Annotated in this window: 23 protein-coding genes and 1 pseudogene; 7 read left to right on the top strand and 17 right to left on the bottom strand. The window is 70.9% G+C overall.

The window, feature by feature from the left end; all coding sequences use genetic code 11:
• The first annotated feature begins 328 nt into the window (after positions 1–328).
• A complete protein-coding gene (locus ACFYL4_RS24240; RefSeq protein ID WP_387521338.1) occupies positions 329–520 on the top strand; it encodes a DUF397 domain-containing protein in 192 nt (63 codons plus the stop codon).
• 148 nt (positions 521–668) lie between these two features.
• Here the strand turns inward: ACFYL4_RS24240 and ACFYL4_RS24235 are convergent, their stop codons facing one another.
• Genes ACFYL4_RS24235 through ACFYL4_RS24225 form a run of 3 tightly spaced genes read right to left on the bottom strand, consistent with a single transcriptional unit; the run spans position 669 to position 4,222 of the window.
• On the bottom strand, positions 669–1,805 hold the full coding sequence (locus tag ACFYL4_RS24235; RefSeq protein ID WP_387521336.1) for a bifunctional 2-methylcitrate synthase/citrate synthase: 1,137 nt from the start codon (positions 1,803–1,805) through the stop codon (positions 669–671).
• A 15-nt stretch (positions 1,806–1,820) separates the two neighbouring features.
• Positions 1,821–2,714 (bottom strand): methylisocitrate lyase, encoded by an 894-nt coding sequence (prpB, locus tag ACFYL4_RS24230; RefSeq protein WP_387521333.1) that lies wholly within the window; start codon positions 2,712–2,714, stop codon positions 1,821–1,823.
• The gene (locus ACFYL4_RS24225) at positions 2,714–4,222 is read right to left on the bottom strand and encodes an MmgE/PrpD family protein (RefSeq protein WP_387521330.1); all 1,509 of its coding nucleotides are present in this window, start codon (positions 4,220–4,222) and stop codon (positions 2,714–2,716) included. Before ACFYL4_RS24225 ends, prpB begins: the two co-directional genes overlap by 1 nt.
• A gap of 164 nt (positions 4,223–4,386) precedes the next feature.
• On the opposite strand from ACFYL4_RS24225, the gene ACFYL4_RS24220 reads away from it, so the two are divergent.
• From ACFYL4_RS24220 to ACFYL4_RS24210, 3 genes are all read left to right on the top strand, one after another.
• On the top strand, positions 4,387–4,563 hold the full coding sequence (locus ACFYL4_RS24220; RefSeq protein ID WP_357760023.1) for a type II toxin-antitoxin system HicB family antitoxin: 177 nt from the start codon (positions 4,387–4,389) through the stop codon (positions 4,561–4,563).
• 83 nt (positions 4,564–4,646) lie between these two features.
• Positions 4,647–5,189 carry a GNAT family protein gene (locus ACFYL4_RS24215; protein WP_357760020.1) on the top strand — a complete coding sequence of 181 codons (543 nt, stop codon included), beginning with the start codon at positions 4,647–4,649 and terminating at the stop codon, positions 5,187–5,189.
• Between the two features lie 118 nt (positions 5,190–5,307).
• Positions 5,308–6,756 carry a short-chain fatty acyl-CoA regulator family protein gene (locus tag ACFYL4_RS24210; protein WP_387521327.1) on the top strand — a complete coding sequence of 483 codons (1,449 nt, stop codon included), beginning with the start codon at positions 5,308–5,310 and terminating at the stop codon, positions 6,754–6,756.
• A gap of 11 nt (positions 6,757–6,767) precedes the next feature.
• On the opposite strand, the gene ACFYL4_RS24205 is transcribed toward ACFYL4_RS24210, so the two are convergent.
• The 11 genes from ACFYL4_RS24205 to ACFYL4_RS24155 all read right to left on the bottom strand — a co-directional run bounded on the left by ACFYL4_RS24205 (position 6,768) and on the right by ACFYL4_RS24155 (position 20,212).
• Positions 6,768–8,405, bottom strand: a complete 1,638-nt coding sequence (locus tag ACFYL4_RS24205) for a serine/threonine-protein kinase (protein ID WP_387521324.1) — start codon at positions 8,403–8,405, stop codon at positions 6,768–6,770.
• Positions 8,398–10,140 (bottom strand): serine/threonine-protein kinase, encoded by a 1,743-nt coding sequence (locus tag ACFYL4_RS24200; RefSeq protein ID WP_387521321.1) that lies wholly within the window; start codon positions 10,138–10,140, stop codon positions 8,398–8,400. The genes ACFYL4_RS24205 and ACFYL4_RS24200 overlap by 8 nt, the downstream gene beginning before the upstream one ends.
• Before the next feature lie 169 nt (positions 10,141–10,309).
• On the bottom strand, positions 10,310–11,287 hold the full coding sequence (locus ACFYL4_RS24195) for a hypothetical protein (protein ID WP_387521318.1): 978 nt from the start codon (positions 11,285–11,287) through the stop codon (positions 10,310–10,312).
• Between the two features lie 317 nt (positions 11,288–11,604).
• Positions 11,605–12,207 carry a hypothetical protein gene (locus tag ACFYL4_RS24190; RefSeq protein WP_387521316.1) on the bottom strand — a complete coding sequence of 201 codons (603 nt, stop codon included), beginning with the start codon at positions 12,205–12,207 and terminating at the stop codon, positions 11,605–11,607.
• A 212-nt stretch (positions 12,208–12,419) separates the two neighbouring features.
• Positions 12,420–13,082 (bottom strand): hypothetical protein, encoded by a 663-nt coding sequence (locus ACFYL4_RS24185; protein WP_387521315.1) that lies wholly within the window; start codon positions 13,080–13,082, stop codon positions 12,420–12,422.
• Positions 13,083–13,423: 341 nt separating this feature from the next.
• Positions 13,424–13,834: a monovalent cation/H(+) antiporter subunit G gene (gene mnhG, locus ACFYL4_RS24180; RefSeq protein WP_357760007.1), complete on the bottom strand. Its 411-nt coding sequence runs from the start codon at positions 13,832–13,834 to the stop codon at positions 13,424–13,426.
• The gene (locus ACFYL4_RS24175) at positions 13,827–14,150 is read right to left on the bottom strand and encodes a monovalent cation/H+ antiporter complex subunit F (RefSeq protein ID WP_357760004.1); all 324 of its coding nucleotides are present in this window, start codon (positions 14,148–14,150) and stop codon (positions 13,827–13,829) included. Before ACFYL4_RS24175 ends, mnhG begins: the two co-directional genes overlap by 8 nt.
• Positions 14,147–14,758, bottom strand: a complete 612-nt coding sequence (locus tag ACFYL4_RS24170) for a Na+/H+ antiporter subunit E (protein WP_357760001.1) — start codon at positions 14,756–14,758, stop codon at positions 14,147–14,149. Before ACFYL4_RS24170 ends, ACFYL4_RS24175 begins: the two co-directional genes overlap by 4 nt.
• Positions 14,755–16,422, bottom strand: coding sequence for a Na+/H+ antiporter subunit D (locus ACFYL4_RS24165; protein ID WP_357759998.1), 1,668 nt, complete (start codon positions 16,420–16,422; stop codon positions 14,755–14,757). The genes ACFYL4_RS24170 and ACFYL4_RS24165 overlap by 4 nt, the downstream gene beginning before the upstream one ends.
• Positions 16,423–16,424: 2 nt before the next feature.
• Positions 16,425–17,258 carry a Na(+)/H(+) antiporter subunit C gene (locus ACFYL4_RS24160; RefSeq protein ID WP_357759995.1) on the bottom strand — a complete coding sequence of 278 codons (834 nt, stop codon included), beginning with the start codon at positions 17,256–17,258 and terminating at the stop codon, positions 16,425–16,427.
• Positions 17,255–20,212 carry a Na+/H+ antiporter subunit A gene (locus ACFYL4_RS24155; RefSeq protein ID WP_387521344.1) on the bottom strand — a complete coding sequence of 986 codons (2,958 nt, stop codon included), beginning with the start codon at positions 20,210–20,212 and terminating at the stop codon, positions 17,255–17,257. The genes ACFYL4_RS24160 and ACFYL4_RS24155 overlap by 4 nt, the downstream gene beginning before the upstream one ends.
• A gap of 245 nt (positions 20,213–20,457) precedes the next feature.
• Between ACFYL4_RS24155 and ACFYL4_RS24150 the strand changes: the two genes are divergently transcribed.
• From ACFYL4_RS24150 to ACFYL4_RS24140, 3 genes are all read left to right on the top strand, one after another.
• The gene (locus ACFYL4_RS24150) at positions 20,458–20,952 is read left to right on the top strand and encodes a MarR family winged helix-turn-helix transcriptional regulator (protein WP_357759992.1); all 495 of its coding nucleotides are present in this window, start codon (positions 20,458–20,460) and stop codon (positions 20,950–20,952) included.
• Positions 20,953–21,100: 148 nt separating this feature from the next.
• A complete protein-coding gene (locus ACFYL4_RS24145) occupies positions 21,101–21,757 on the top strand; it encodes a ClpP family protease (RefSeq protein ID WP_387521310.1) in 657 nt (218 codons plus the stop codon).
• On the top strand, positions 21,754–22,365 hold the full coding sequence (locus ACFYL4_RS24140) for a ClpP family protease (RefSeq protein ID WP_387521307.1): 612 nt from the start codon (positions 21,754–21,756) through the stop codon (positions 22,363–22,365). Before ACFYL4_RS24145 ends, ACFYL4_RS24140 begins: the two co-directional genes overlap by 4 nt.
• 42 nt (positions 22,366–22,407) lie before the next feature.
• Here ACFYL4_RS24140 and ACFYL4_RS24135 read toward each other — a convergent pair whose 3' ends face one another.
• The 3 genes and pseudogenes from ACFYL4_RS24135 to ACFYL4_RS24125 all read right to left on the bottom strand — a co-directional run.
• On the bottom strand, positions 22,408–23,280 hold the full coding sequence (locus ACFYL4_RS24135; RefSeq protein WP_387521305.1) for a zeta toxin family protein: 873 nt from the start codon (positions 23,278–23,280) through the stop codon (positions 22,408–22,410).
• A 2-nt stretch (positions 23,281–23,282) separates the two neighbouring features.
• A complete protein-coding gene (locus tag ACFYL4_RS24130; RefSeq protein ID WP_387521302.1) occupies positions 23,283–23,555 on the bottom strand; it encodes a hypothetical protein in 273 nt (90 codons plus the stop codon).
• A 316-nt stretch (positions 23,556–23,871) separates the two neighbouring features.
• Positions 23,872–24,195, bottom strand: a pseudogene (locus ACFYL4_RS24125) (helix-turn-helix domain-containing protein); the annotation flags it as partial.
• Positions 24,196–24,201: the final 6 nt, after the last annotated feature.

The raw sequence follows: 24,201 nt of genomic DNA, 5'->3' as shown, positions 1-24,201 counted from the left end.
CTCCACCTTCCTGGCCATGCTCGGCATCGCCTGCATCCTCATCTGCTACAAGCACCTGGCCAAGCATGCCGATGGCTTTTGAGATGAGCTCTAAGCGCCTCCATCAAGTAGCCGAATCGACGAAGGCCCCCAGCTCACGCGCTGGGGGCCTTCGCCCTGCTCTACCTGAAAGCACACCGCGCGCACTGTACGCCCCCGGCCTGTACAGGGGAAGCAGGCTGGGCTGTCCGTAGACGGACAGGGGCTCGGGACGTTTTCCTCCAAGCGGTGGGCAGGACTGTGTATGAGTCAGCCCGTGTCCCCACCCCCCCAGCGGAGGCCCCCACCCATGCATCCCCACACCACCGAACTCACCTTCCGCACATCCAGCTACTCCGGCTCCACCACGCAGAACTGCGTGGAGGTCGCCGACCTCCCCGGCGCCTCGGCTGTCCGTGACACCCAGAATCGTGGGCGGGGACACCTGATGTTCCCGAGTCCTGAATGGGCCGCCCTACTCCAGGTCGCGTGCCACAGGTAGCCCAACGCCACAGAGGCCCAGGCATCGAACCGATCCCCAGGAGTGGGACCGGGAAACTCAGATCCGACTCCTGGGGGTCCAGCACGCTCTACGGCTTGGCACGGACCCATGCCGCTCCCGGCACGAGACAAGACCCAGGAGACCGACCTCAGCCCGCCAGGCGCTGTGCGGGCAACGGCACCGGGCGGCGCTCCCGACCCGTGTAACTGCTCAGCGGACGGATCAGCGCGTTGGCCTCCTGCTGCTCCAGCACGTGCGCCGTCCACCCGGTGATCCGGGCCATCACGAACAACGGCGTGAACGTCGGCACCTCGAACCCCATCAGGTGGTAGGCGGGCCCCGCCGGGTAGTCCAGGTTCGGGTGGATGCCCTTGCGCTCCGCCATCGCCCCCTCCAACGCCCCGTACAGCTCCATGAGCCCGTCGGCACCCTTCAACGCGGCCATCTGCTCCAGGGCCGCCCGCATGGTCGGCACCCGCGAGTCCCCGTGCTTGTACACCCGGTGCCCGAACCCCATGATCTTGCGCTTCTCCGCCAACGCCTCGTCGAGCCAGGCGGCCGCACGGTCGGCCGAACCGATCTCGTTCAGCATGTGCATGACCGCCTCGTTGGCGCCGCCGTGCAGCGACCCCTTCAGCGCCCCGATCGCCGCCGTCACGGAGCTGTAGATGTCCGACAGTGTCGAGGTCACCACCCGCGCGGTGAACGTGGAGGCGTTGAAGCTGTGCTCCGCGTACAGGATCATGGACACCTCGAAGCAGCGCACCACCTCGGCGGCGGGCACCTCCCCGAAGCACATGTAAAAGAAGTTCTCCGCGTAGTCCAGCCCCGGGTCCGGCTGGATCGGGTCCAGCCCCTGGCGGCGCCGGTGGTCGGCCGCCACCACGGTGGGCAGCTTCGCCAGCATCGACTCGGCCTTGGCCCGGTTGGCCTCCAGCGAGGAGTCGTCCTCGGCGGGGTCGTCCGCACCCAGGTAGCTGATGGCGGTCCGGAGCACGTCCATCGGGTGTGCGGTCTCGGGGAGGCGCCGCAGCAGCTCCAGGGTGTGCCGGTCCAGGGCGCGGTGGGCCCGCTCTCGCGCGGTGAACGCGCGCAACTGCCCCGCCGTGGGCAGCTCCCCGTACCAGAGCAGGTACGCGACCTCCTCGAACGTGCACGAGGCAGCCAGGTCCTGCACCGGGTAGCCGCGGTAGGTCAGCGAGTTGGAGGCCTCGTCGACCATGGAGATCTCGGTGGTGTCGACCACCACCCCGGCCAGTCCCTTGCGGATCGCCGTGTCGGTCATGCTCACCACATCCGTTCAGATCGTGAAGTTGTAGACGTCGCTGTCGAAGGCGTTGTAGGAGGCGTAGTCGACGAGTTCGTACAGTCGCCCGCGGGTCTGCATCCGGTCGACGATCCCCGCCTGGGTGCCCTCGTCGCGGAGGGTGCGCAGCCCGTCCTCCACGGCGCCCATGGCCAGGCGCAGGCTGGTGACCGGGTAGATCACCATGTTCATCCCGAGGGACTCCAGCTGTTCGGTGGTGAGCAGCTCGCTCTTGCCGAACTCGGTCATGTTGGCCAGCAGCGGCACGTCGACCGCCTCGCGGAACGCCTCGAAGTCGGCGGGGCCGCGCATCGCCTCGGGGAAGACCATGTCGGCCCCCGCGTCCACGTACGCCCTGGCCCGCTCGATCGCGGCGCCCAGACCCTCCACGGCCGCCGCGTCGGTGCGCGCGCAGATCACGAAGCCGTCGTCACGGCGGGCACCGACGGCGGCGCGGATACGGCGCACCATCGTGGCGGTGTCCGTGACGGACTTGCCGTCCAGGTGACCGCACCGCTTGGGGTTGACCTGGTCCTCCAGATGGCACCCGGCCAGCCCGGCCTCCTCCAGGGCGCGCACCGTGCGGGCGGCGTTCATGGGCTCGCCGAAGCCGGTGTCGGCGTCGATGATCGTCGGCAGGTCGCTGACCCGGGCGATCTGGCCGCCGCGCCCCGCCACCTCGGTGAGGGTGGTCAACCCGATGTCGGGGAGGGCGAGGTCGGCGGCGACCACCGCACCCGAGACGTACACGCCGTCGAAGCCGAGTTCCTGCACCAGGACGGCGGTGAGCGGGTTCATGGCACCGGGCACGCGCAGGAGCCGGTTCGACGCCAGGTCCTCACGCAGCCGCCGCCGCTTCGCGTGGGGCGAGACGGTGGAGTGCGTCATCAGAAGATCCCCTTCGAGGTCGGCAGGTCGCCGTGCGCGGTGGCGGTGTCCTCCGTGAAGGAGAGCTGGCGCACCTCGTCGGCGGTGAGCTCGGGCAGGCGCTCGACCAGCCCGAGGAACCGGTCCTGCTCCTCACCGGAGACGACCCCCTCGGCGAGCGAGCGGAACTTGGCCACGTAGTCGGGGCGGGTGAACGGGCGCTCGCCCAGCGGGTGGGCGTCCGCCATGGCGATCTCGTCCTCGATCACCGATCCGTCCGCCATCTCCACCACCACGCGTCCGCCGAAGGCCTTCTCCTTCGGGTCGGTGGCGTGGTAGCGGCGGGTCCACTCCGGGTCCTCGACCGTGCTGATCCGGTGCCACAGCTCGACGGTGTCCGGGCGCTGGGCGCGCTCGGGGGCGTACGAGCGCTCGTGGTGCCACTCGCCGTCCTGGAGGGCCACCGCGAAGATGTAGGGGATGGAGTGGTCGAGGGTCTCGCGGCTGGCGAGGGGGTCCATCTTCTGCGGATCGCCCGACCCGGTACCGATCACGTAGTGCGTGTGGTGGCTGGTGTGGATGGTGACGGAGCGGACCCGCGAGGTGTCGCCGACCCTCGGGCCCAGTCGTCGGGCCAGGTCGATCAGGGCCTGGCTCTGGTACTCGGCCGAGTGCTCCTTGGTGTAGGTGTCGAGGATGCCGCGCTTGGGCTCGCCCGGGCCGGGCAGCTCCACCACGTACTCGGTGCCCGGGCCGCTGAGCAGGTAGGCGATGAACCCGTCCTCACCCTCGTAGGCGGGGGAGGGGGCGCCCTCGCCGCGCATGGCGCGGTCCACGGACTCCACGGCCATCTTCCCGGCGAAGGCCGGGGCGTACGCCTTCCAGCTGGAGATCTCGCCCTTGCGGGACTGCCGCGTGGTGGTGGTGACGTGCAGGGCCTGCTGGACCGCCTGGTAGACGGTCTCGGTGCCCAGGTCGAGCAGCGTGCCGATCCCGGCCGCCGCCGAGGGGCCCAGGTGGGCGATGTGGTCGATCTTGTGTTCGTGCAGGCAGACGCCCTTTACCAGCGCGACCTGGATCTCGTACCCGGTGGCGATGCCCCGCACCAGGTCACGGCCGTCCCGGCCCAGGTGCTGGGCGACGGCCAGCACCGGCGGGATGTTGTCACCCGGGTGCGAGTAGTCGGCGGCCAGGAACGTGTCGTGGAAGTCGAGTTCGCGCACCGCCACCCCGTTGGCCCACGCCGCCCACTCGGGGGAGACGCGCGTGGAGAGCGGCGTGCCCATGACCGCCGCGCCCGGGCTCATGGGGTGCCGGGTGGCCTGCGCGCGGGCGCTGCGCACGGGGCGGCGGCGCAGCGAGGCGGCGGCGACGGCGGCGTTGTCGATGACGCGGTTGCCGATCATCTCCACCACGGCGGGTTCGACCCGGACCGGGTCGGTCGCCACCGACGCGATCCGGTGGGCCAGCTGGTCCTCCTTGGCCGGCCCCTCGGAGCTCCGGTGGACCCGGACGCGGTGCTGCACCATGTTCATCCCCTCGACGCGGTTGCTGTGCGGTCGAGGCTCGCACGGCGCAAACGCCTGGTGGAAGGCCCGAAACCTGCTGAGTCGTGCTAACCGGAGGAGGTGATTCCGCTAAGCCCGCGAAGCCGGGGCACGCGGGCCCGCACCACCGTGGCTACGCTGATGCCATGGATCGCACACCGCGCCCGCGCGCAGTGGTGACACCCGACCCCGAGGCTGGCGGCTACGTGGCGCGCGCCGTGGACGTCGAGGTCGCCTCCCAGGGGGAGACCGGGCGGGAAGCCCTGGAGGCGCTCGCCGAGGCGCTGGAGCTGTACCACGAGGACGCCCCCGGCCCGGGCTGACGTCGCCCGTCCCCGACGAACGCCGCGGCCTCCTCTGAGTAATCCGCTTGCCGCCGGGCGGTCGCGCCCGGTACAAAGCTGGGATGCTCAGAGGTAGAAAGGTCGGGCTCAGGGCCCGGCACGAGGAAGACATCCCGGTCCTTCAGGCCGAGCTCTTCGACGACCCGGTCACCCACTCGGTTGCCCAGGGTTCCCCGTGGCGCCCCGTGATGCCCGGCTCGAAGCACTCCCTGGTCGAGGTGGACGACAGGGCCCAGGGGCACGCCACGTTCTCCGTCGTGGACGTGGAGAGCGACGAGCTGGTCGGTACCGCGACCCTGTGGGGGATCGACCTCCACAGCCGGGTCGCGCACATCGGCCTGGGGCTGCGGCCGTCCCTGCGCGGAAAGGGCTACGGAACCGACGTGGTCGCGGTGCTCTGCCACTACGCCTTCGTCCTGCGCGGCCTCCACCGGGTGCAGATCGAGACGCACGCGGACAACGCCGCGATGCTCAACGCGGCCGAGCGCAACGGGTTCGTGCGCGAGGGCGTGCTGCGCTCCTCGGCCTGGGTCCTGGGCGAGTTCCAGGACGAGGTCGTGCTCGGTCTGCTCGCCGACGAGTGGAAGCCGAGCGGCGCGCGCTGAAGCTCCGCGCCCCGGAATGCTGAGCCCGGCTAAGCCCGGCGCTCGTCCCGGCTAAGCCTGCTAACGCCCGTCCAGACACCTTCGGGTTAGCCTGGTCGGGACGGAAGGGGGCGCCACCGTGCGCAAGGTCTTCGCGGGCCCGCGGCTGCGCAGGCTGCGGCACGAGCACGCGCTGAAGCAGTCCGAGCTCGCCCGCGAGCTGGGCATCTCCGCTGGCTACCTCAACCAGATGGAGCACAACCAGCGCCCGCTGAGCGTCCCCGTCCTGCTGCGGATCACCGAGGCGTTCGGCGTCGATCCGAGCTTCTTCGCGGCGAGCGACACCTCACGGCTGATCGCCGAGCTGAGGGAGGCCCTCACCGACGTCCCCGCGGGTGGGCAGGTCACCGCCGACGAACTCGACGAACTGGCCTCCGCCATGCCCTCCGTCGCCCGGGCTCTGGTGGACCTGCACCGGCGGTACCGCGACGTCTCCGGGCAGGCCGCCGCCCTCGCCGAGGGCCGGGACGGCGGGGAGGCGTCGGTGGCGCCCATGGCCTATGAGCAGGTCCGCGACTTCTTCTACGAACGCCAGAACTACGTGGGGGAACTCGACGACCGCGCCGAGGAGCTGTCCCGGCAACAGGACGTCGCCCCGGGCCGGGCGCACGTGGTCCTCACCCGCCTGCTGGAGGAACGCCACGGCGTGCGGGTGGAGACCGAGCCCCCCGGAGGGGACGGCGTCCGCAATCGCGCCTTCTCCCCCGACCGCCGCGTCCTCACCCTCGCTGCCCACCTGCGCCCCGGCCAGCGCGCGTTCCAGCTCGCCACCCAGCTCGCCTTCCTCGAACACGGCCCCCTCCTGGACGAGCTGGCCCGAGGCGAGGAGCTGACCACCGACCAGGCGGTGCGGCTCGCCCGCATCGGGCTGGCCAACTACTTCGCGGGCGCGTTCGTCCTCCCCTACGGGGAGTTCCAGGCGGCCGCGGAGGCCGAACTCTACGACATCGAGCTGCTCGCGGACCGCTTCGGCGTCGGCTTCGAGACCGTCTGCCACCGGCTGTCCACGCTTCAGCGGCCCCGGCGGCGCGGCGTGCCCTTCTCGTTCGTGCGCGTGGACCGGGCGGGCAACATGTCCAAGCGCCAGTCGGCCACCGGGTTCCACTTCTCCCGTTCGGGCGGCACCTGCCCGCTGTGGAACGTCTACGCGGCCTTCTCCGCGCCGGGCGTGATTCAACGGCAGATCGCGCAGATGCCCGACGGCCGCGCCTACTTCTGGGTGGCCCGCACGGTGACCAGGGGATACGGCGGCTACGGGGCCGCCCGCAAGACCTTCGCGATCGGTCTGGGCTGCGAACTACGGCACGCGGACCGGCTGGTGTACTCGGGTGGTCTGGACCTCACCGACCCGGGCGCGGCCACGCCGATCGGCCTCGGCTGCAAGGTGTGCGAGCGTCCGGCCTGCCCGCAGCGGGCGTTCCCCCCGGCGGGCCGGTCGCTGCTGGTCAACGAGAACTCCAGCACGGTTTCCCCCTACCCGGTCGCCGATCCGCGGCCGAACATCGGGCACGACCTCGGGTCGCGCTGAATCCGGGGCTGTCAGGGGCAGGTCTCGTACTCCACGGAGGCCGTTCCGGCCGGTGCGTCGTAGCACTGGCTGACCGGCGGGATTCCGGAGACCCCCGGTGTGAAATCGGGGTCGCCGAAGGTCAGCGGGCCTTGCGCGGGCGCATCCGGGAAGGTGAGGACCAGCTCGTCATCGATGGCGAGCTCCCCGGGGTTCTCCTCCGGGTGGATCGGGCCTTCGGGAGTGGGGATCGTGAACAGCTCGGGTATGGGTGGCTCGTGGCCCTCGATGAGGTTCGCGACGAGCAGGGTGAAACGGACCCCCTCAGGGACCTCCTCGATGGAGACCACGGAGAGGTGAAAGAGCGTTTGGTAGGAGTCGGGGGTGGCCTGGAAGGTCGGCATGCCGTTCGACGAGTTGATCACCTCGGCCAGCCACTCGGCGTTGGTGTCGAAGGGCGTCGGCTCCGGCATGACCCACTCCGGGTCGGGTTCCTCGGCGGCCCCTCCACCCGGGCTCTCCTCGCCCGTACCTTCTCCTGGACTCCGCTCCGTCCCCTCCGTCGCGGTCCCCTCTGAACTGTCCTCGTCATGGGAGAGGACGCGGGCCAGGACCCCGCCGCCCACCGCGCCGAGAAGAAGAACGGCAGCGCCGCCGACCACCAGGGCTTTGGGCATCCGGCGCGGTGGAGCGGGCGGCCGTACGCCCTGCACTCCTTGCCACTCCCGGTCCAGCAGGGTGCCCACGGCGTCGGCCAGGTCGGCCTCATCCGGGGGAGGAACCCGCCCGCTCCCGGGTGCCCCGCCCCGGGCTGCGGTGCCTCCGGTTGGCAGCGATTGCCCCAGGACCGCCACGGCACGGGCGGCCTGCGCCGCTGTGGGGCGCCGTGGGGGATCGGGGTCGAGGGCGGCCGTCACCAGCGGCAGCAGGGTTTCGGGCACACCGGTCAGGAGGACCCGGTGGGCGAGGGAGTCCGTGGAACCCGAGCCGAAGGGCGCGCGGCCGCTGGCGGCGTAGGCGACCAGGGCACCCCAGGCGAACAGATCGGCGGGCGGGGCCGCAGACGCTCCACGCAGCACCTCCGGGGCGATCCAACCCGGGGTGCCGACCAGGCCGCCGGTGCGGGTCAGGGCGGTCTCGTCGACGGCGCGGGCGATGCCGAAGTCCAGCACCTTGGGACCGTCCGGGGCGAGCATGACGTTTCCGGGCTTGAGGTCGCGATGCACGATCCCCGCCGTGTGTACGGCGTGCAGGGCCTCGGCGACCCCGGCGGCCAGCCCGAGGAGCAGGTTCGGCGGGAGCGGCCCGTGCTGCTTGACGTGCGCGGACAGGGACAGCCCGGGCACGAACTCGGTGGCCAGCCAAGGGCCGTCCCCGTCGCGGCCGGAGCCGAGGAACTCCGGTACGGATCGGCTGCGGACCCGGCGCAGGAGCCGGATCTCGCGGGTGAAGCGGGCGTGGAAGTCCGGGTCCTCGGTGAGCTCCTCGCGGATGACCTTGATCGCCGTGTAGCCGCGGGTGCGACTCCCGGGACGTAGACCCGCGTACACGGTGCCCATGCCGCCGGTGCCGACCCGGCCGACGATCCGGAAGCCGCCGAGGGTCTCGGGATCGTCCGGCCGCAGGGGAGCGAACCCGGTGCGTGGGTCATGGCCGCTGTGTTCACTCACTCGGGGGCTCCTCCCAGCAGGGCACGAACTCGTCGTCGGTCATGTCGACCGGTGGGTAGGGGTGCCAGTTCATGTAGCAGGCATAGGCACCTCGGACGGTGTCCTCCTCGCCGCCGTGGGAGGTGGGGGAGGGCAGGTAGGCGAGCAGTCCGCTGTCGGGGGCGTCCGGGAAGCGCACCTCGAACTCGGCGCTGGGCGCGGCCGGGCTGACGGTGATCTGGACGTCGTCGGGGTCGGCGAGGTGGGCTGGGCGGCCGTCGGCGGTGGGGTCGTCGGGGAGCGGGTCCAGTCCTTCGCCGACCTCCAGGAGGGTGAAGTCGCCCGAGCGCAGGGTGAACTCCCCGCTGTCCGCCACGTACTCGACCTCACCGAACACCATGACTCCGCTCTGCGCGGCGGTGTCCGAGTAGACCGTCTGGACCCGGACAGAAGCTATGGCGTACTTGTGCTCGACCCCCTCGGGCAGAACCGGGCCGACCCCGTCGAAGCCCGGAGCGACGCCGAGCTCCCCGGAGCCGTCCGCGTGCACGGTGAACAGCCCGTTCCCGGCCATCTCCACCGCTATCCCAGCGCCATGGTCCGTGGTGGTGGTCCCGGTGCCCTCGCTGGAACCCGTATCGGTGCCCGAATCCGGGGCTTCCCCGGCGTCGCCACCGTCCGCGCCGAAGCGCTCGCCCAGGAACCAGCCGCCACCGGCCACCAGCAGCACGGCCAGGACGGCCGCCGTGAGCACCAGCCAGCGCCGTTCGCCGGATTTCCGTTCGCGCTCACCCGTTCGCGTCGGAGTCCGACCGGAACCCGGGGGCGGGGTGATCCGTGTGGGCGGTGGCGGGGCCCTCCAGCCGTCCCTGAGCATCTGGGTGACCAGGGCGGTGGCCTCCTCGGCCACAGCCGCACCACCGACCCGGGTCAGTTCCGTCCCGATCAGCTCCGACAGTGTCTGTTCCACGGTCGGCCGCCGGGTGGGATCGCCCCCGGTCGCGGCGCTGACCAGCGGCATCAGGTCGTCGGGCACCCCGGCCAGATCCGGTTGGCCGTCCAGGACCCGCACCGCCACGGTCTCGGCCGAACCGGTCCCGAACGGGCTCCGCCCCGTGGCGGCGAAGGCCACCAGGGCACCCCAGGCGAACACGTCGGCGGCCGGTCCGGGCCGGCCGCCTCGCAGCAGTTCCGGGGCCACCCAGCCAGGGGTGCCGAACAGCCCGCCGGTGCGGGTGATGGCGGTCTCGTCCAGCGCCCGGGCGATGCCGAAGTCCAACACCTTGGGGCCGTCCACCGCGAGAACGACGTTGCCGGGCTTGAGGTCGCGGTGCACGATCCCGGCCGCGTGGATGGCCCGCAACGCCTCGGCCACCCCGGTGGCGAAGGCCCGCAGGTGGCCTCCGGCCAGCGGACCGTGCTCACGTACGTGCTGGCGCAGGGTGGGCCCGGCGACGTACTCGGTGACCAGCCAGGGCTGCTCCGAGCCCGTGTCGCTGGACAGGAACCGTGGAACGCAGGGGCTGGAGACCCGTTGGACGAGGTCGGCCTCGCGGCGGAACCGGGCCCGGAAGTCGGGGTCGGCCGCTAGGTCGCCGTGGACGAGCTTGACCGCCACGAGAGCCCCGGAGGAGTCGCGACCGGCGTAGACGGCGCCCATGCCGCCCGCGCCGAGGCGTCCCACGGTCTGGTAGTCGCCCACGGACCGGGGGTCGCGTGGGCGTAGGGGTTGGAAGGGCGGTTCAGAAGGGGGCACGTGCGCTCCTGAGGAGCTGGTAGCTGGAATTCGGGGCGGCGGGCGCGCTCTGAGCTTAGCCACTATGACCCCGCCCGCCCCGTTCCGGTTCCGAGGGTTCGCTCGCCGGGTGCACTGAGCCGCCAACGGCTCGGTGCCGGTCGGTGACGGCATCGCTGTCCCCCGCGGGTCAGACCCCGGGCGGGTGGTGACCCCGCCCCAGAGGCCGGTGGCGGAGGATGAGGTTCTGGTGCTCGCGCACGAGCCTGTCCCGGTGCGACCCCCGCCTGACCCCGAGCGTGACGAGCAGGACCAGCGAGGCGACGAAGCCGAGGAAGCCCGACAGCATCATGGTCGCGACCCCGAGCAGCATCCGATCGTCGTAGTCGGTCACGACAGAGGTGTCGGCGAGCACGAACTCCATGCCGGGGGGACCGTCGCAGCTCAGCGTGTGCGGGCCGTGCAGGTCGATCGAGGCGGGGGCGATCAGCCGCCACCCCTCGTAGGTGTAACCGGTCTGTCTCTCAGTGAACCTCGGGCCTCCGCCCCCGCTCAGGGAACAGTGGAACTGGTCTTCCTCGTCGCGTGTGGCGGTCGAGTAGAGAGCCAGCGAGTCCATCTGCTCCGGGTTGATCCAGAGGGTGACCGAACCGCTGCCCTCGATCACCGGCGAGGCGAACGCGGGGGGCTCCTTGGTGGCACTGTTCCAGATCCCGGCCATGGAGGCGATGCCCACGATCATGCCGAAGGGCAGGACGAGGGCGCTGACGACCAACCAGCGCCGCTGGGGGCGCAGGTCCCTGTTGGGGATCTTCACCTGGGGCGGGGGAGGGGCGTAGCCGGGGTGATGGGGGGCGGGCGCGTAGCCCGGGGGCGGAGGGGGCGCGTAGCCGGGGTGGTGCGGGGCGGGCCAGTAGCCGGGGTGCGGTACGGCCGCCGCCGTGCCGTGCAGCCGCTGGGCGCGTTGTCGGGTGAGCCGGTGCGACCGGATGACGAACACGATCAGGCAGGTGAACAGGGACACGGGGAAGGACAGGATCGGGGTCACGATGCCGCCGACGATCAGCCCCGGGGAGGCGTCCGGGTTGTCGCTCAGCAGGACGATGCTGACCAGCAGGTTCACCGGGAAGAGCGCGCCCGCCCAGTACCAGTGCCGGGACGGCCTCACGCCCGGAGGAGGGGTCTCGCCCTCCGGCGGCACGGCCGGTGCCGAGGGTGCGGCCCGGGGCGGGGGCGGTGGGTGGTGCGGTCCGGTGGCGTCCCCGTGCGCGTGCGGCGGGGGCGGGGGATGCGCGGAGGCGCCCTGGGGCGGGTGCGCACCATACGCGGGTGACGGTGAACCCGTCACGTGCGGGGCCGAGGCGGACGACCCGTCGTCCGTGCTCGTGGGAAGTGCGCGGTCATCGGGGCCCGGGGCTGGAACCGGACCGGTTCCGGGCCCTGTCTCAGGGGGTGGCATGGGGGTGCGCTCTCGTGGTCGCGTGGTCAGTTCTGGTGGGGGAGCCGCGGGGTGGGGGCGGCCGCCCTCCGGCGCACCGTCGTGACCACGGCGACCGCGACCGCGGAGACCAGGAGCAGCGGGACGACCCCGAGGGCCGTGACCTGGAGGACGTCGTAGGTGGGATCGACCATCCGGATCGGGCCGGAGCCGCCGATCGCGTACTCCTCTGAGGTGCCGGAACACGCCAGAGTGTAGGTCCCGGCCTGCGGGGTCTCCAGAATCCCGACGGCACCCCAGCCCCCGAAGGCGGGGGCCGGGGAACCGTAGTTCGTGCGGGGCCAGGTCGCCTCGCCGCCGGGCCCGTGGAGAGTACACGGCATGGAGGCGTGCCCCCCGAGGGAGTGGTAGGCGGCCCACTCGCCGTCCGATTCCGCCTCGACCTCGAAGGTCGTGCGCTCGCCGTTGCCCAGTCGCTCCACGATGTCCGGTTCCGGGAAGTTCGCGTTCTGGGAGAACAGGTAGGCCGCGCCGAAGAGCAGGGCGGAGACCAGGGCGAGGGCTCCCGCCCACCAGTAGCCGCGAGCTCCGGCGGTCTTCGGGGAAGAGGGGACGGCGTTCGTGTGCGCGTGCTGAGGGGGAGGGGTCATGCGCGCAGTGTCGCAGAATCCTGTGACAGAGGGGAAAACGGAGCACGTGTGGGCGTATCGGGACCAATCCCGCCCCGGCTGGTCGGCCGTACCGGCAGACGGCCGGAACGCGGACCGGAGGTCCCGGTACCGGGCCTTCGCCCTCCGGCCCCGGCCACCTGTCCTCCGCCCTCCGGCATCCGGTCAGCGACTCCATGCCCGGTCCCCGCCCGCTACCGGGGTGCCCGGCCCCGGCCGTGTGCGGCCTGCCAGTGCCGCTCGGTCAGCAGACGCTGCTTGGAGCGGTGACGGCGCACGGCGGTGACGACGATGATCGTCACCCCCGCCGCCAGGCCCGCCAGCGACGGGACGAACGCCCACAGGAGCGCACCCACCACGCCCTTGACGACCCCGGCGCCGCCCTCGCCGTTGTCCGCCACCGTGAAGTCGGCGCCGACGGGGGCGCCGTCGCAGACCAGAGCGTACTCACCCGGCGCGGTGATCTCGCTCGTGCCCACCAGGGTCCAGTTCTCTCCACCGGTCGCGGCCTCGTGGGAGTAGCCGGGCCGGGCGAAGCCGGACTCCGTACCGTCGGGCAGCACCAGGGCGCAGGCGTCGGGGTTGCGTTCCTGGCCGGAGTTCGTGTAAAGGCCGAGTTGGAACCCGGGCTCCTCCACGGTGAACCCGACGCTCTCACCGGCCGCCGCCCGGGCCTCGAACCCCGAGAGGCCGACCGTGCTGAACACGGTCACCACGAACCCCACCAGAGCGGCGGTCAAACCCGCGAACAGGACCAGGCCGCCCACGACGTACCAACGCCGCCCGGGCCGCAGGTCGCGCGGGTCTACACCGGTGGGCGGGCGTTCGTGGTGACCGTACGGCGGGGGCTGGCGCATCGCTGCTGCCCTTCCTCTGTGGGGTGCGGGCGCTCCGAACGCGCTCCGCCACTGGCGGGTGAGATGCGGCGAGGACGAGCCGAGTTGCGATCCGGGCTGTCCCCTACCGGCCACCGGCGTCCCACGGCGCCGCACACGACGCGCGGGACCCGGCAACCCGGGAACGAATCCCGCGACTCACCCCCCGACGAGCCCCGTAACCAACCCCGCAACGAAACCCCCGACGAGCCCGGGAACGAACCCCGAAGCCAACCCCGCGACGAAACCGGCGACCAGCCCCGCGACGACGCCGGGGCCGGGGGAACACCTCCCCCGGCCCCGGTCACACGTCGGCGCGCGCCCTACGCGGTGCTGCCACCGCTCTTCTGGGCGGCCTCGGCGCGGCGCTTGGTGTCCAGACGGTCCGCCAGTTCGTCGGTGACCACGAGGTCCTCGCGGATACGGCCGGTCCGGTAGCCCACCCGGGCGGCGATGTGCCCGGCCACCGGCACGGTCACCACCTGGAACAGGCCCACCAGGATCAGCGTGCCGATACTGAACGTGCCGGTCTCCTCCTGCGGGACGAGCCGCAGCGCGATCCCCACCAGCACCAACAGCAGGCCCAACACCTGCGGCTTGGCGGCGGCGTGCATACGCGAGAGCAGGTCCGGGAAGCGGATCAGGCCGACCGCCGCCACCAGGGACAGCAGCGCCCCCGCCAGGAGGCACATGATCGCGATCCAGTCCAGGACGTTGACGAGCTGGTCACTCACGGCTCTCCCCTTCCCCCGTGGTGCCCGGGTGGATGGTGTCCTCCGGGCGGGCGTGCTCCTCGGGACGACGGGCGACGAACTTGGAGATGCTGATCGACCCGACGAAGCCCAGCAGCGACAGCACCAGCAGGATCGGCAGGATCGTGGGGTCCCGGAAGAACGCCGCGTAGGCGCCCAGCCCGGTCAGCGCAGACGCCAGGAGGACGTCCACGGACAGCGCCCGGTCCAGGATGCTCGGGCCCAGCAGGAGCCGGGCGGTGCACAGCAGCGCGGCCACCCCGAGCAGGACGGCGACGATCACCCACAGCGCGCTCACGTGTTCCCCTTCCCGGCGGCCAGGGCGGCCTCCAGATCGGCGATGTTCTCACGGGTCCCGAGTCCGCGCACGATGCGCTCCTCCAGGTTGAGGATGTCCGTCTTGGCCTGCTCCGCCTCGTCCTCGCTCTCCGCGCCCAACACGTGCACGTACAGCACGTGTTCGGGCTGGGCGACCTCGACGATCACACTGCCGGGGATCACCGAGACGGTGATGGCGGTGCACACCAGCATGAGGTCGGAGTCGGTGCGCAGACGCACCGCCACCACCGAACTCTTTACCGGCGGGCCGGGCCGGAACACCTGGGTGGTCACCTGGAAGCTGGCGACGGCCATCTTCCCCAGGACGTAGAAGAACATCCGCACGCCCTGTACCGGCCAGAACCGGAAGCCCGGCACGATGGGCGGCAGCGGGAAGACCATCATGATCGCCACGGACACCGTGAAGCCGAGGAGTGCGACCCCCAACGACTCCGTGCGCGGCTGGAAACCGTCGAAGAGCAGCATCCAGACCACGGTCATGCCCAGCGCGACCGGGATCTGCACCTTCCCCAACCGGTGCCGGAACGCCCGGACGCCCTGCTTCTTCCTGGCCTGCAAGTCGTTCACTGGGAACCTCCGACCCCGAGGACCGCCTCGATGTAGGGAGTCTGCGCCATCAGCTCGACCGCGGCCTCGGAGGAGTAGGCGATGAGCGGACCGGCGAACACGGTCATGGCCAACCCGAAGGCGACGAGCGCGATCGTGGCGCCGACCATGCTCTTGGGCAGGATCACCGAGGTCACCACCGGGGCGGCCGCGGTCGTGGTGTCGCTGAGCCGCGACGACGGGCCGACCGCCTCACCCGACGGGCCGAGCGCCGCCGTCGAGGTGTCGTCGGCCTCGGAGTCGTCCAGCACGGTGCCGGGCTCGGCCACCATGCCCTCGGACGGGGTCCGCCAGAACGCGTAGTTCCACACCCGGGCGATCACGTACAGCGTGAGCAGGCTGGTCAGGACCGACGCGCCCACCAGCGTGTAGGCCAGCGGGGTGCCCGCCTCCACACCGGCCTGGATCAGGCCGATCTTGCCCAGGAAGCCCGACAGCGGCGGGATGCCGCCCAGGTTCATCGCGGGGATGAAGAACAGGATCGCCAGCATCGGCGCGATCTTGGCCAGCCCGCCGAGGTGGTCGAGGGAGGTCGACCCGCCCCGGCGTTCGATCAGACCGGTGACCAGGAACAGCGTGGTCTGCACGGTGATGTGGTGCGCGATGTAGAACACCGCGCCCGCCATGCCGAGCGTGCTGCCCAACGCCACACCGAACACCATGTACCCGATATGGCTGATCAGGGTGAACGACAGCAGACGCTTGATGTCCGTCTGTGCCACGGCGCCCAGGATGCCCATGATCATCGTGGCCAGGGCCACCCACATGAGCATCTCGTTGAGCTGCGTGCCGGGGAACATGAGCGTCTCGGCCCGGATGATCGCGTACACGCCGACCTTGGTCAACAGGCCCGCGAACACGGCCGTGACCGGTGCCGGAGCGGTCGGGTACGAGTCGGGCAGCCAGGCAGCCAGCGGGAACACCGCCGCCTTGATGCCGAAGGCCATCACCAGGATGACCTCCAGGACCAGCGCCAGCTCCGTGGAGATCTCGGGGAGGCGCTCGCCCAGCTGGGCCATGTTCACCGTGCCGGTCGCGCCGAAGATCAGCGCGATGGCGATCAGGAACAGCACCGAGGACACCAGCGAGACCACCACGTAGATGGCGCCCGCCCGCATCCGCGACTGGGTGCCGCCGAGGGTCAGCAGCACGTAGCTGGCGGTCAGCAGGATCTCGAAGCCGACGTACAGGTTGAACAGGTCACCTGCGAGGAAGGCGTTGGAGACACCGGCCACCAGGATCAGGTAGGTCGGCTGGTACACCGACAGCGGCGCGACCTCGGCCTTGCCCGCCATGCCCTGGCCGATCGAGTAGACCAGCACCGCGAGCGTGATGGCCGCCGACACCGTCACCATCAGCGCCGACAACCGGTCGGCCACCAGCGTGATGCCGATCGGCGTCTCCCAGCCGCCCACCTGCACGGCCTGGGGACCGAACATGTCGGCGCCCACCATCAGCGCGGCGCCGGTCACCAGCACCAGCGTCAGGGTGATGACGCTCAGCCACTGCTGGACGCGGGGCCAGCGGATGCCGAGGGCCAGCTTGACCCCGGCCGCGAAGAGCGGCAACACCACCGGCAGGGGAATGAGGTAGTGGAGGATTCCGGCGAAGTAGTCCCATCCCATGGTCAGTCGTTCCCTTGCAGATCGCTGTCCTCCGCGCGAGCCAGGCGTTCCCGCTCGGCGCGCATGGTCTGGCTCGCCTGGCGCCGCTGCGAACGGATACGGCGGCGCAGCTCGCGCCACAGCTCGCGTTCGGCGGCGCGGTCGGCCCGCCGGTGCTCGCGCAGTCGCTTACGGCCCAGCCGGATACGGCCGCGCAACTCCGTGACCTGGTTGACCATGCTCTGCTGACGGTCGGTCAGGCGGCGCACGGTCTCCTCGGAGTACTCGTCGCCCCGGCCGTCCTCGGCCTCGACCTCGAACCGGGCCAGCTCGGCCTGGGCCGCCGCGATCTCCGCCTTGATGCGGGCCTGCTCGGCCAGCTCCTGGGCGTCGGCCGCGGCGATGGTCGCCTGGAGCTCGGCGCGCTGGCGGCGGATGTCCGCTCGCAGCCGCCGCCGCTCCTGGAGGAACCGCTGCCGTACGGCGCGGCGGCCCTCGCCCTGGACGATCCGCAGGTCCTCGGCGTCGTCCTGGACCTCGTCGTTGCCCTCCAGCTGCCAGCTCCGATAGGCAAGGGCCAGCAGGAAGGCCGTGATGCCGAGGGTGATGACGATCGCCGTGAGGATCATCGCCTGCGGCAGCGGATCGGTCATCTCGTCGCTGGTCGGCGTGAACCACAGCACCGGCGGGCCGCCGGCCTTCCCGGCCATGGCCAGGATCATCAGATTGACGCCGTTGCTCATGACGATGAAGCCCAACAGCACCCGGGTGAGGCTGCGCTCCAGCAGGAGCACGACACCGACCGCGACGAGGACGCCGATGACGATGACGAGGGTCAGACTGGGTGACTCGCTCACGAGGTGACCTCCTCAGCGCGGGCGGTGGTTCCGGAGTCGGAGCCCTCCTCCGTGTGCGCGGCGTCCCGTTCGATCTGTTCGTCGATGCGGGCGCCGAGGCTGCGCAGGATGTCCAGGATCAGACCGATCACCAGCAGGTACACGCCGATGTCGAAGAACAGCGACACCGTGATGTGCGGGCTGCCCAGGATTCCGAGGTTGACGTAGAAGTCGGCTCCGGCGAGCACGTCGCCGCCGAAGATCGCTCCGCCGATCGCCACACCGGTGGCGATCGCCAGACCCGCGCCGATCAGGGCGCCGGGCTGCACCCACGCCGTGGCGTACAGCTCGAACCGGCCACCGGCGAGGTAGCGGACGATGAACGCCAGACCCGCCACGATGCCACCGGCGAAACCGCCGCCGATGTCGGTGTGGCCGGTGAGCATCAGGTACAGCGAGATCGCCATGATCACCGGGAAGAGGAAGCGCGAGACCACCTCGAAGATCAGCGACCGGCGCTCGGTGGGCAGACTGTCGGCGCCCGGGAGCCAGGTCCGGTTCCACTGCGGCTTCACGTGCATGTTCGGCGGTGCGACGCGCAGGTCGCCCAGGTCGACGCGCCCGTGCCCGTTGGCGGGCTCCGGGGGCTTGGTGACCGAGAGCGCCATCACGCCGCCGGGGGCCTTGCGCGGCTGGGCCCTGCGCCGGACGAACATCAGGCTGGCGACACCGGCGGCCGCGGCGGCGAGCACCGAGATCTCACCCATGGTGTCCCAGGCGCGGACGTCGACCAGCAGCACCGAGATGATGTTGTAGCCGCCGGCCTCCTTGGCCGCCTCGGGGTACCCCTCGGAGATCGAGGGCTCCAGGCGTCCAGCCAGGGCGAACCACGTCATCGTGGCCACCATCAGACCCGTGGCCACACCGATCGTCATGTTCCAGATCCGGCGGCCCTTGAGCGCCGGGGCCGAGAAGTGCGACGGGAAGCGGCGCAGTACCAGGACGAAGACCACCAGGCTGACGGTCTCGACGAGGAACTGGGTGAGCGCGATGTCCGGGGCGCCCTGGAGGAAGTACAGCGCGGCCACGCCGTACCCGCCCATGCCGACGAGGATCACCGCGAACAGGCGGCGCCGCACGAACAGGATGAACAGGCAGGTGATGACGATGATCAGGGCCGGGATGATCTGGACCGGGGTGTCCCAGAGCCGCAGCTCGGGCTGTGGCCCCGCCCAGATGCGCCCGGTGATCATCGGGATTCCGGCCGCCACGACCAGGACGATCAGGATCGTGCCGAGGTAGACCGGGAGCGAACCGCGCTGGGTGCTGCCGGTGACCTGGAGGGCGAGGTTCTCCAGCCCGGCGAGCATCCGCCGGTAGTTGCGCTCGGGGTTGACGAAGGCCAGACGGGTGCCCAGCCACGCGACCCGGTTGCGGAAGGTGAAGAGCACGAGGCCGCCGACCACGCAGATCGCGGACAGCAGGACCGGCAGCTCCCAGCCGTGCCACAGGGCCAGGTAGCTCTGGTAGCTCTCGTGCTCGCCCATCGGGACCGTGTCGGCGTAGATCGCGAAGAGCGGGTCGGCCCAGTAGGAGAGGAGACCGCCGAACAGGCTCAGCGCGGCCAGGACCACGGCCGGGGCGAGGAAGAGCGCACCGGGGGCGTGGACCGGGGTGGGCTGGACGCCCTCCTTGTCGAAGAAGGCGCCCCACAGGAAGCGGAGGCTGTAGGCGACCGTGAGGGTCGACCCCACGACCAGGCCGGTCAGGATCACGGTGTCGAGCGTGCCGCCGTGCGTGTAGGCGCCGAAGGCCAGTTCCTTGGCGGCGAAACCCGCGGTGGGCGGCAGCCCGGCCATGGAGGCCAGGGCCACGATCGTGATCCAGTAGGTGGTGGGCATGGACTGGCGCAGGCCGGACAGCTCGCGCAGGTCCCGTGTCTTCGTGCTGTGGTCGATGATGCCGACGACGAGGAACAGGGGGGCCTTGAACAGCGAGTGCGCGACCAGCATGGCCAGACCGGCCAGCGCCGCGGCGCGGGTGCCGGTCCCCAGCAGGGCGATGAGGAAGCCGAGCTGGCTGATGGTGCCGTAGGCCAGGACGAGCTTGAGGTCGTACTGGCGCAGGGCCTTCCACCCGGCGAGGACCATGGTGAGCACGCCGAAGAACAGGGCCATGCCCTGCCAGACGGGGACGTCGCCGAAGGCCGGGGTGAGGCGGGCGACCAGGTAGACGCCGGCCTTGACCATCGCCGCGGCGTGCAGGTAGCCGGAGACCGGCGTGGGAGCCTGCATGGCCGCGGGCAGCCAGAGGCTGAACGGGAACAGCGCCGACTTGGACATGGCGCCGATCATGATCAGCACCAGGGCCGAGGTGACGACCGCTCCCGCGGCGGGCGGGTCGGCGACGATCTCGGAGATCACGTAGGTCCCGGCGGTCTCGCCGAGCATGATCATGCCGACGAGCATCGCCAGACCGCCGAAGGTGGTGACGGTCAGGGCCGTCATCGCCGCCCGGCGGCTCTCCTTCATCTCGGCGTTGTGGCCGACGAGAAGGTAGGAGAAGACCGTGGTCAGCTCCCAGTAGATGAAGAGCTGGATGAGGTCGTCGGCCAGCACGAGGCCGAGCATGGCCCCGGCGAAGGCGACGAACACACCGGCGAAACGCCCGAGACCGGGTTCGGAGTCGTTGAAGTAACGCGCGCAGTAGATCAGGATCAGCGTGCCCACGCCCGCGGCGATGAGCGTCATGACCAGGCCGAGGGCGTCCATGTGGAGGCCGAGGCGGAGCGAGAACTGCGGTGCCCACGCGACGGACTCGGAGAGGCTCTGACCGTCGAGGACGGCCGGGAGCTGGAGGAGGGCCCACACGGTGGCCAGACCCGGAACGATCGCGAGCGCGTAGAAGCCGTTACGGCCCCAGAGGCGCACCAGTAACGGTGCGACCGCAGCTGTGATGAAATGCGCGACCAGCACTGTTGTCAATGCGCCCCTCCCGGACCGGTCCGGGCCCACCCGAGGGTTCGGGCGGACGTCCGCGCCCCCGCAGCACACAACTCCGCCACAACCGGTGTGATGGGCGGGTGTCGCGACCACTATGTGGGGGCATGGATTAACTTGAACTTGCGTGCGCAAGCTATTTAATAGCTAGACTACACAAACGTCAAACCTCCGCGCGGGTCGAGGACCCGTGCCCCTGCCCACCCTGCGAGGACCGTTTCGTGCCCGACGAGACCCCTGAGCCCTGTTCTGATCAGCAGGAACACTCCGAACCCCGTGCCGCGGAACTCGAGGAGTTTCAGCGAGTGTGGACCGAGCTGATCAACGCGGCGCTGCACGCCCGCTCTCGGGGCGGGCACGGGCATCGCGGTGCAGAGGAACTCACCTTGACACAGTCCTTGCTGATGGAAGCGGTACGCGGCATGGACAACCCGAGTGTCGGTGCGGTTGCCCACATCGTCGGCGTGTCGTCGCCCTCGGCCACGCGCATGATCCAGCAGCTCGAACGCAAGGGGATGATGGCCCGGCGCCGCTCAGAACGTGACGAACGCAGCACCGTGGTCACCATCACGGAGGAGGGCGAGCGGGTCCTGGCCGAACGGCGCAAGTACATGGAGCGCAAACAGCGGCAGGTCTTCGACGCCATAAGGCCCTCCCTGCGCCCGGTCGTCCTCGACGTCCTACGCGACCTGCGCGAGGCCATAGACGACACCTGAGGGGAGTCGCCTCCGGCGGCCCTCTGCCCGTGGCAGATCTGCCCCGGGCCGAAAAGGTGGAGACCGATGCCCTCCCCGGCCCAGGCTGGGATGACCGGCCGGAGCGGACGCGTGCTCCGCCCCTCAGCGGCCGGACCGAGGAGGGCTCATGCCGACACACTCGACGCTCGTCGCGGACCACCCGCCGAGCGGGAACTTCGACGACCAACTCGCGGCACGGCTGCTGCGGAACCGGATCGTCCTGCTGGGCACCCAGGTCGACGAGGACAGCGCCAACCGCGTGTGCGCCCAGCTCCTGCTCCTGGCGGACGAGGACCCGCACCGCGACATCACCCTGGCCATCAACAGCCCCGGGGGCGTGGTCTCCGCCGGGCTCGCCATCTACGACACCATGAACTTCGTCCCCAACGACGTGTCCACCCTGGTGATGGGGTTCGCCGCGAGCATGGGGCAGTTCCTGGCCTGCACGGGGGCGCCCGGCAAGCGGTACAGCCTGCCGCACGCGCGGATCATGATGCACCAGCCGTCCGGCGGGCTCGGCGGCACCGCGGCCGACATCGCCATCCAGGCGGAGAACCTGGCGCACACCAAGCGCACGATGATCCGCCTCATCGCCCGGCACAGCGGTCAGAGCGAGGACACCATCGCCGCCGACCAGCACCGGGACGCCTGGTTCACCGCCGAGGAGGCGCGCGACTACGGGTTCGTCGACCACGTGGTCGACTCGGTCGACCAGATGGAGGGCGTCATGCGCCTGGGCCGGGGCCAGACCGGGTTCGGGGCGCGGGGGGGAGGTTCCAGATGAGCGGGCGCTACACGGTGCCGATGGTCGTCCAGCGCACCCCCAACGGTGAGCGCTCGTCCGACGTGTTCAGCAGGCTGCTGTCCGAGCGGATCATCTTCCTGGGCACACCGATCGACGACGACGTGGCCAACGTGGTCATGGCCCAGATGCTCCACCTCGACTACGAGAGCCCCGACCTCGACATCCAGCTTTACATCAACTCGCCGGGAGGGTCCAACACGGCCTTGACGGCCATCTACGACACGATGCGCTTCGTCCGGGCGGACGTGGCCACGGTCTGCATGGGGCAGGCGGCCTCCGCCGCCGCGGTGCTGTTGGCCGCCGGGGCCCCGGGCAAGCGGTCGGCCCTGGAACACGCGCGGGTCCTGCTGCACCAGCCGTCCACGGAGGGGCGGGGCGAGGCGGCCGACCTGGAGATCCAGGCCGCCGAGATCCTGCGGGTCCGGTCCCAGGTGGAGGAGATCCTGTCACGGCACACCGGCCAGACCCAGGAGCGACTGCGGGCCGACACCGACCGGGACAAGATCTTCACCGCCCACCAAGCCCAGGAGTACGGGCTGGTGGACGGGGTCGTCACCACCCGGCAGGTCGGCACCTCCGCTGCCTGAGGCGGGTCCGGCGGGTGCGTGTGGCAGTTCCGGGCCGAGGAGCTAGACGTCCTCGGGAGCGGGCCACGCCTGCCGGACCACGGTGTCGGCGTCGGCGTGCAGCCTCTCCATGGTCGGTTGGGTGGTGGGCCCCAGATCGCCACGGCGGATGAGGGCCGCGGTGTGGTCCTCGCGCCGGGACAACCATCTGCGGGCCTCGTCCGTGGGCAGGGGGCGATCGCGAGCGGCCAGGAGGGCGTTCCGGGCTCCCGTGGGGCCGTCCCAGTCGCCGTCGGGGGTGCGGGTGTTGGTGAACAGGACCTGGCCGGTGCGGTCGGTGACGGTGACGCGGTGGATGTGGGGGCTCTCCTCGGCCGCCTGGATGGTGTGGGGGCTCATCCGGTAGCCCAGGTCGTGGGCGGTGGCGGGGGTCCACCGGTTGGCGCCCGGGCCGGGGGAGAGGTAGCGGTTGACGGAGTCCAGTCGGCTGACACGTTCGTTGACTCCCAGGGCGACCACGTGGACCCGGTAGCCGGATTCGGCGAACTCGCGGGCGGTGTCCATGGTCATGTCGGGGTCACGGAAGGTTCCTTCGAGCAGGAGGCTGTATCCGTGCTGGCGGGCGTGGTCGATGCTCATCCCCACCCAGGCGCCCGAGGCCTGAGCGGTGGCGTCGGGCATGGCGAGGGGGTCGTGCTCCATGAGTGCGTCGTAGTGGGGATGGAACTGGCGTAGTTCGTCCCCGGTCAGCGTGACGATCTGCGGGTGCTCACGGGCGATATCGGCTTGGGCCTGGGACTTTCCAGCGGCGGGTTGGGCGCCCAGAAGGACGAGAACGGGTGCGTCGCCGGGTGTGTACCCGTCGAAGACGTAGTCCCGGACCCTGCTGTCGAAGCGTTGCTTCAGATCGACGTCTGTCAGGTAATGGGTGGACATGGTCACCCGTCCTGTAGCCGCTGGACTTCGGCCTGCCACCTTCTGGTGTGGGCGATGAGGGCATCGCGGTCACGGGGGTCGACCACTCTGCGCGCGGCCTTGAGTTCGAGGACCTTCTTCCACCACCGGTCCCGTTCAGTCGGGTTGGAGGCGTGGTCGGACAGGGCGACGTACTTGCCGCTGAGCCGGGTGGCGGTGTCGGCGAAGATGTCGTAGAGGACGGTCGTGGGGGAGTCGGCGTAGAAGCGTCGCTCCTCGGGGGACAGATCGCTCATGTCTCTCCTCTCCTTCAGGGATGCCAGGCGACGTCAACTTGAGGGTCCAGGCGGACGGAGCCCCTGTGGCAGGGCCCGGTCGATGGCCAGGGGCGGTCGACGCCGAGGAGGTCGGCGAAGGTCGCTCTCGCTGGAGCTGGTCAACGCCGACAGGTTTTCACCCGGGAGTGGTTCAGGCCGCGAGCGATACCACCGGGTTGCGGAGGTGCCGGGCGGGCGCCGCGCGGAGCGTGCCGAAGGAGGCCCCACCCAGGGGGACTCTGCCGGAGACCTCGACGGTGGAGTTGGTGACGGCCGGTGGTGGCACGGGTGTCGGGCGCTGTGTGACGGCCCCGTACCGGACGATGAGGGTGCGCCGGTGGAGTTCACCGAGGACGTCGATGATGCTCAGCCCGAGGGATCGGTAGATGGCGGCGAGTACCTCGGAGGAGGCCTCCTTGCGGCCGCGCTCGACCTCCGACAGGTAGGGCAGGGACACCTGGGCGTCCTCGGCCACCTCGCGCAGGGTGCGTCCCTGTTCCACACGGGTGCGGCGCAGAAGCTCGCCGATGAGATCGCGCATCAGGGGTTCCTCCTGGCGCGCACGGGACCGGTCGCCCTCGCGGGCCCGGTCCAGCTCGCGCAGGACCGCTTCGGACATCGGTGC

The organism is Nocardiopsis sp. NPDC006938, from assembly GCF_042869555.1.
In the GTDB taxonomy this organism is placed as follows: Bacteria; Actinomycetota; Actinomycetes; order Streptosporangiales; family Streptosporangiaceae; genus Nocardiopsis.
This window is presented reverse-complemented; position numbering and strand designations above follow the sequence as displayed.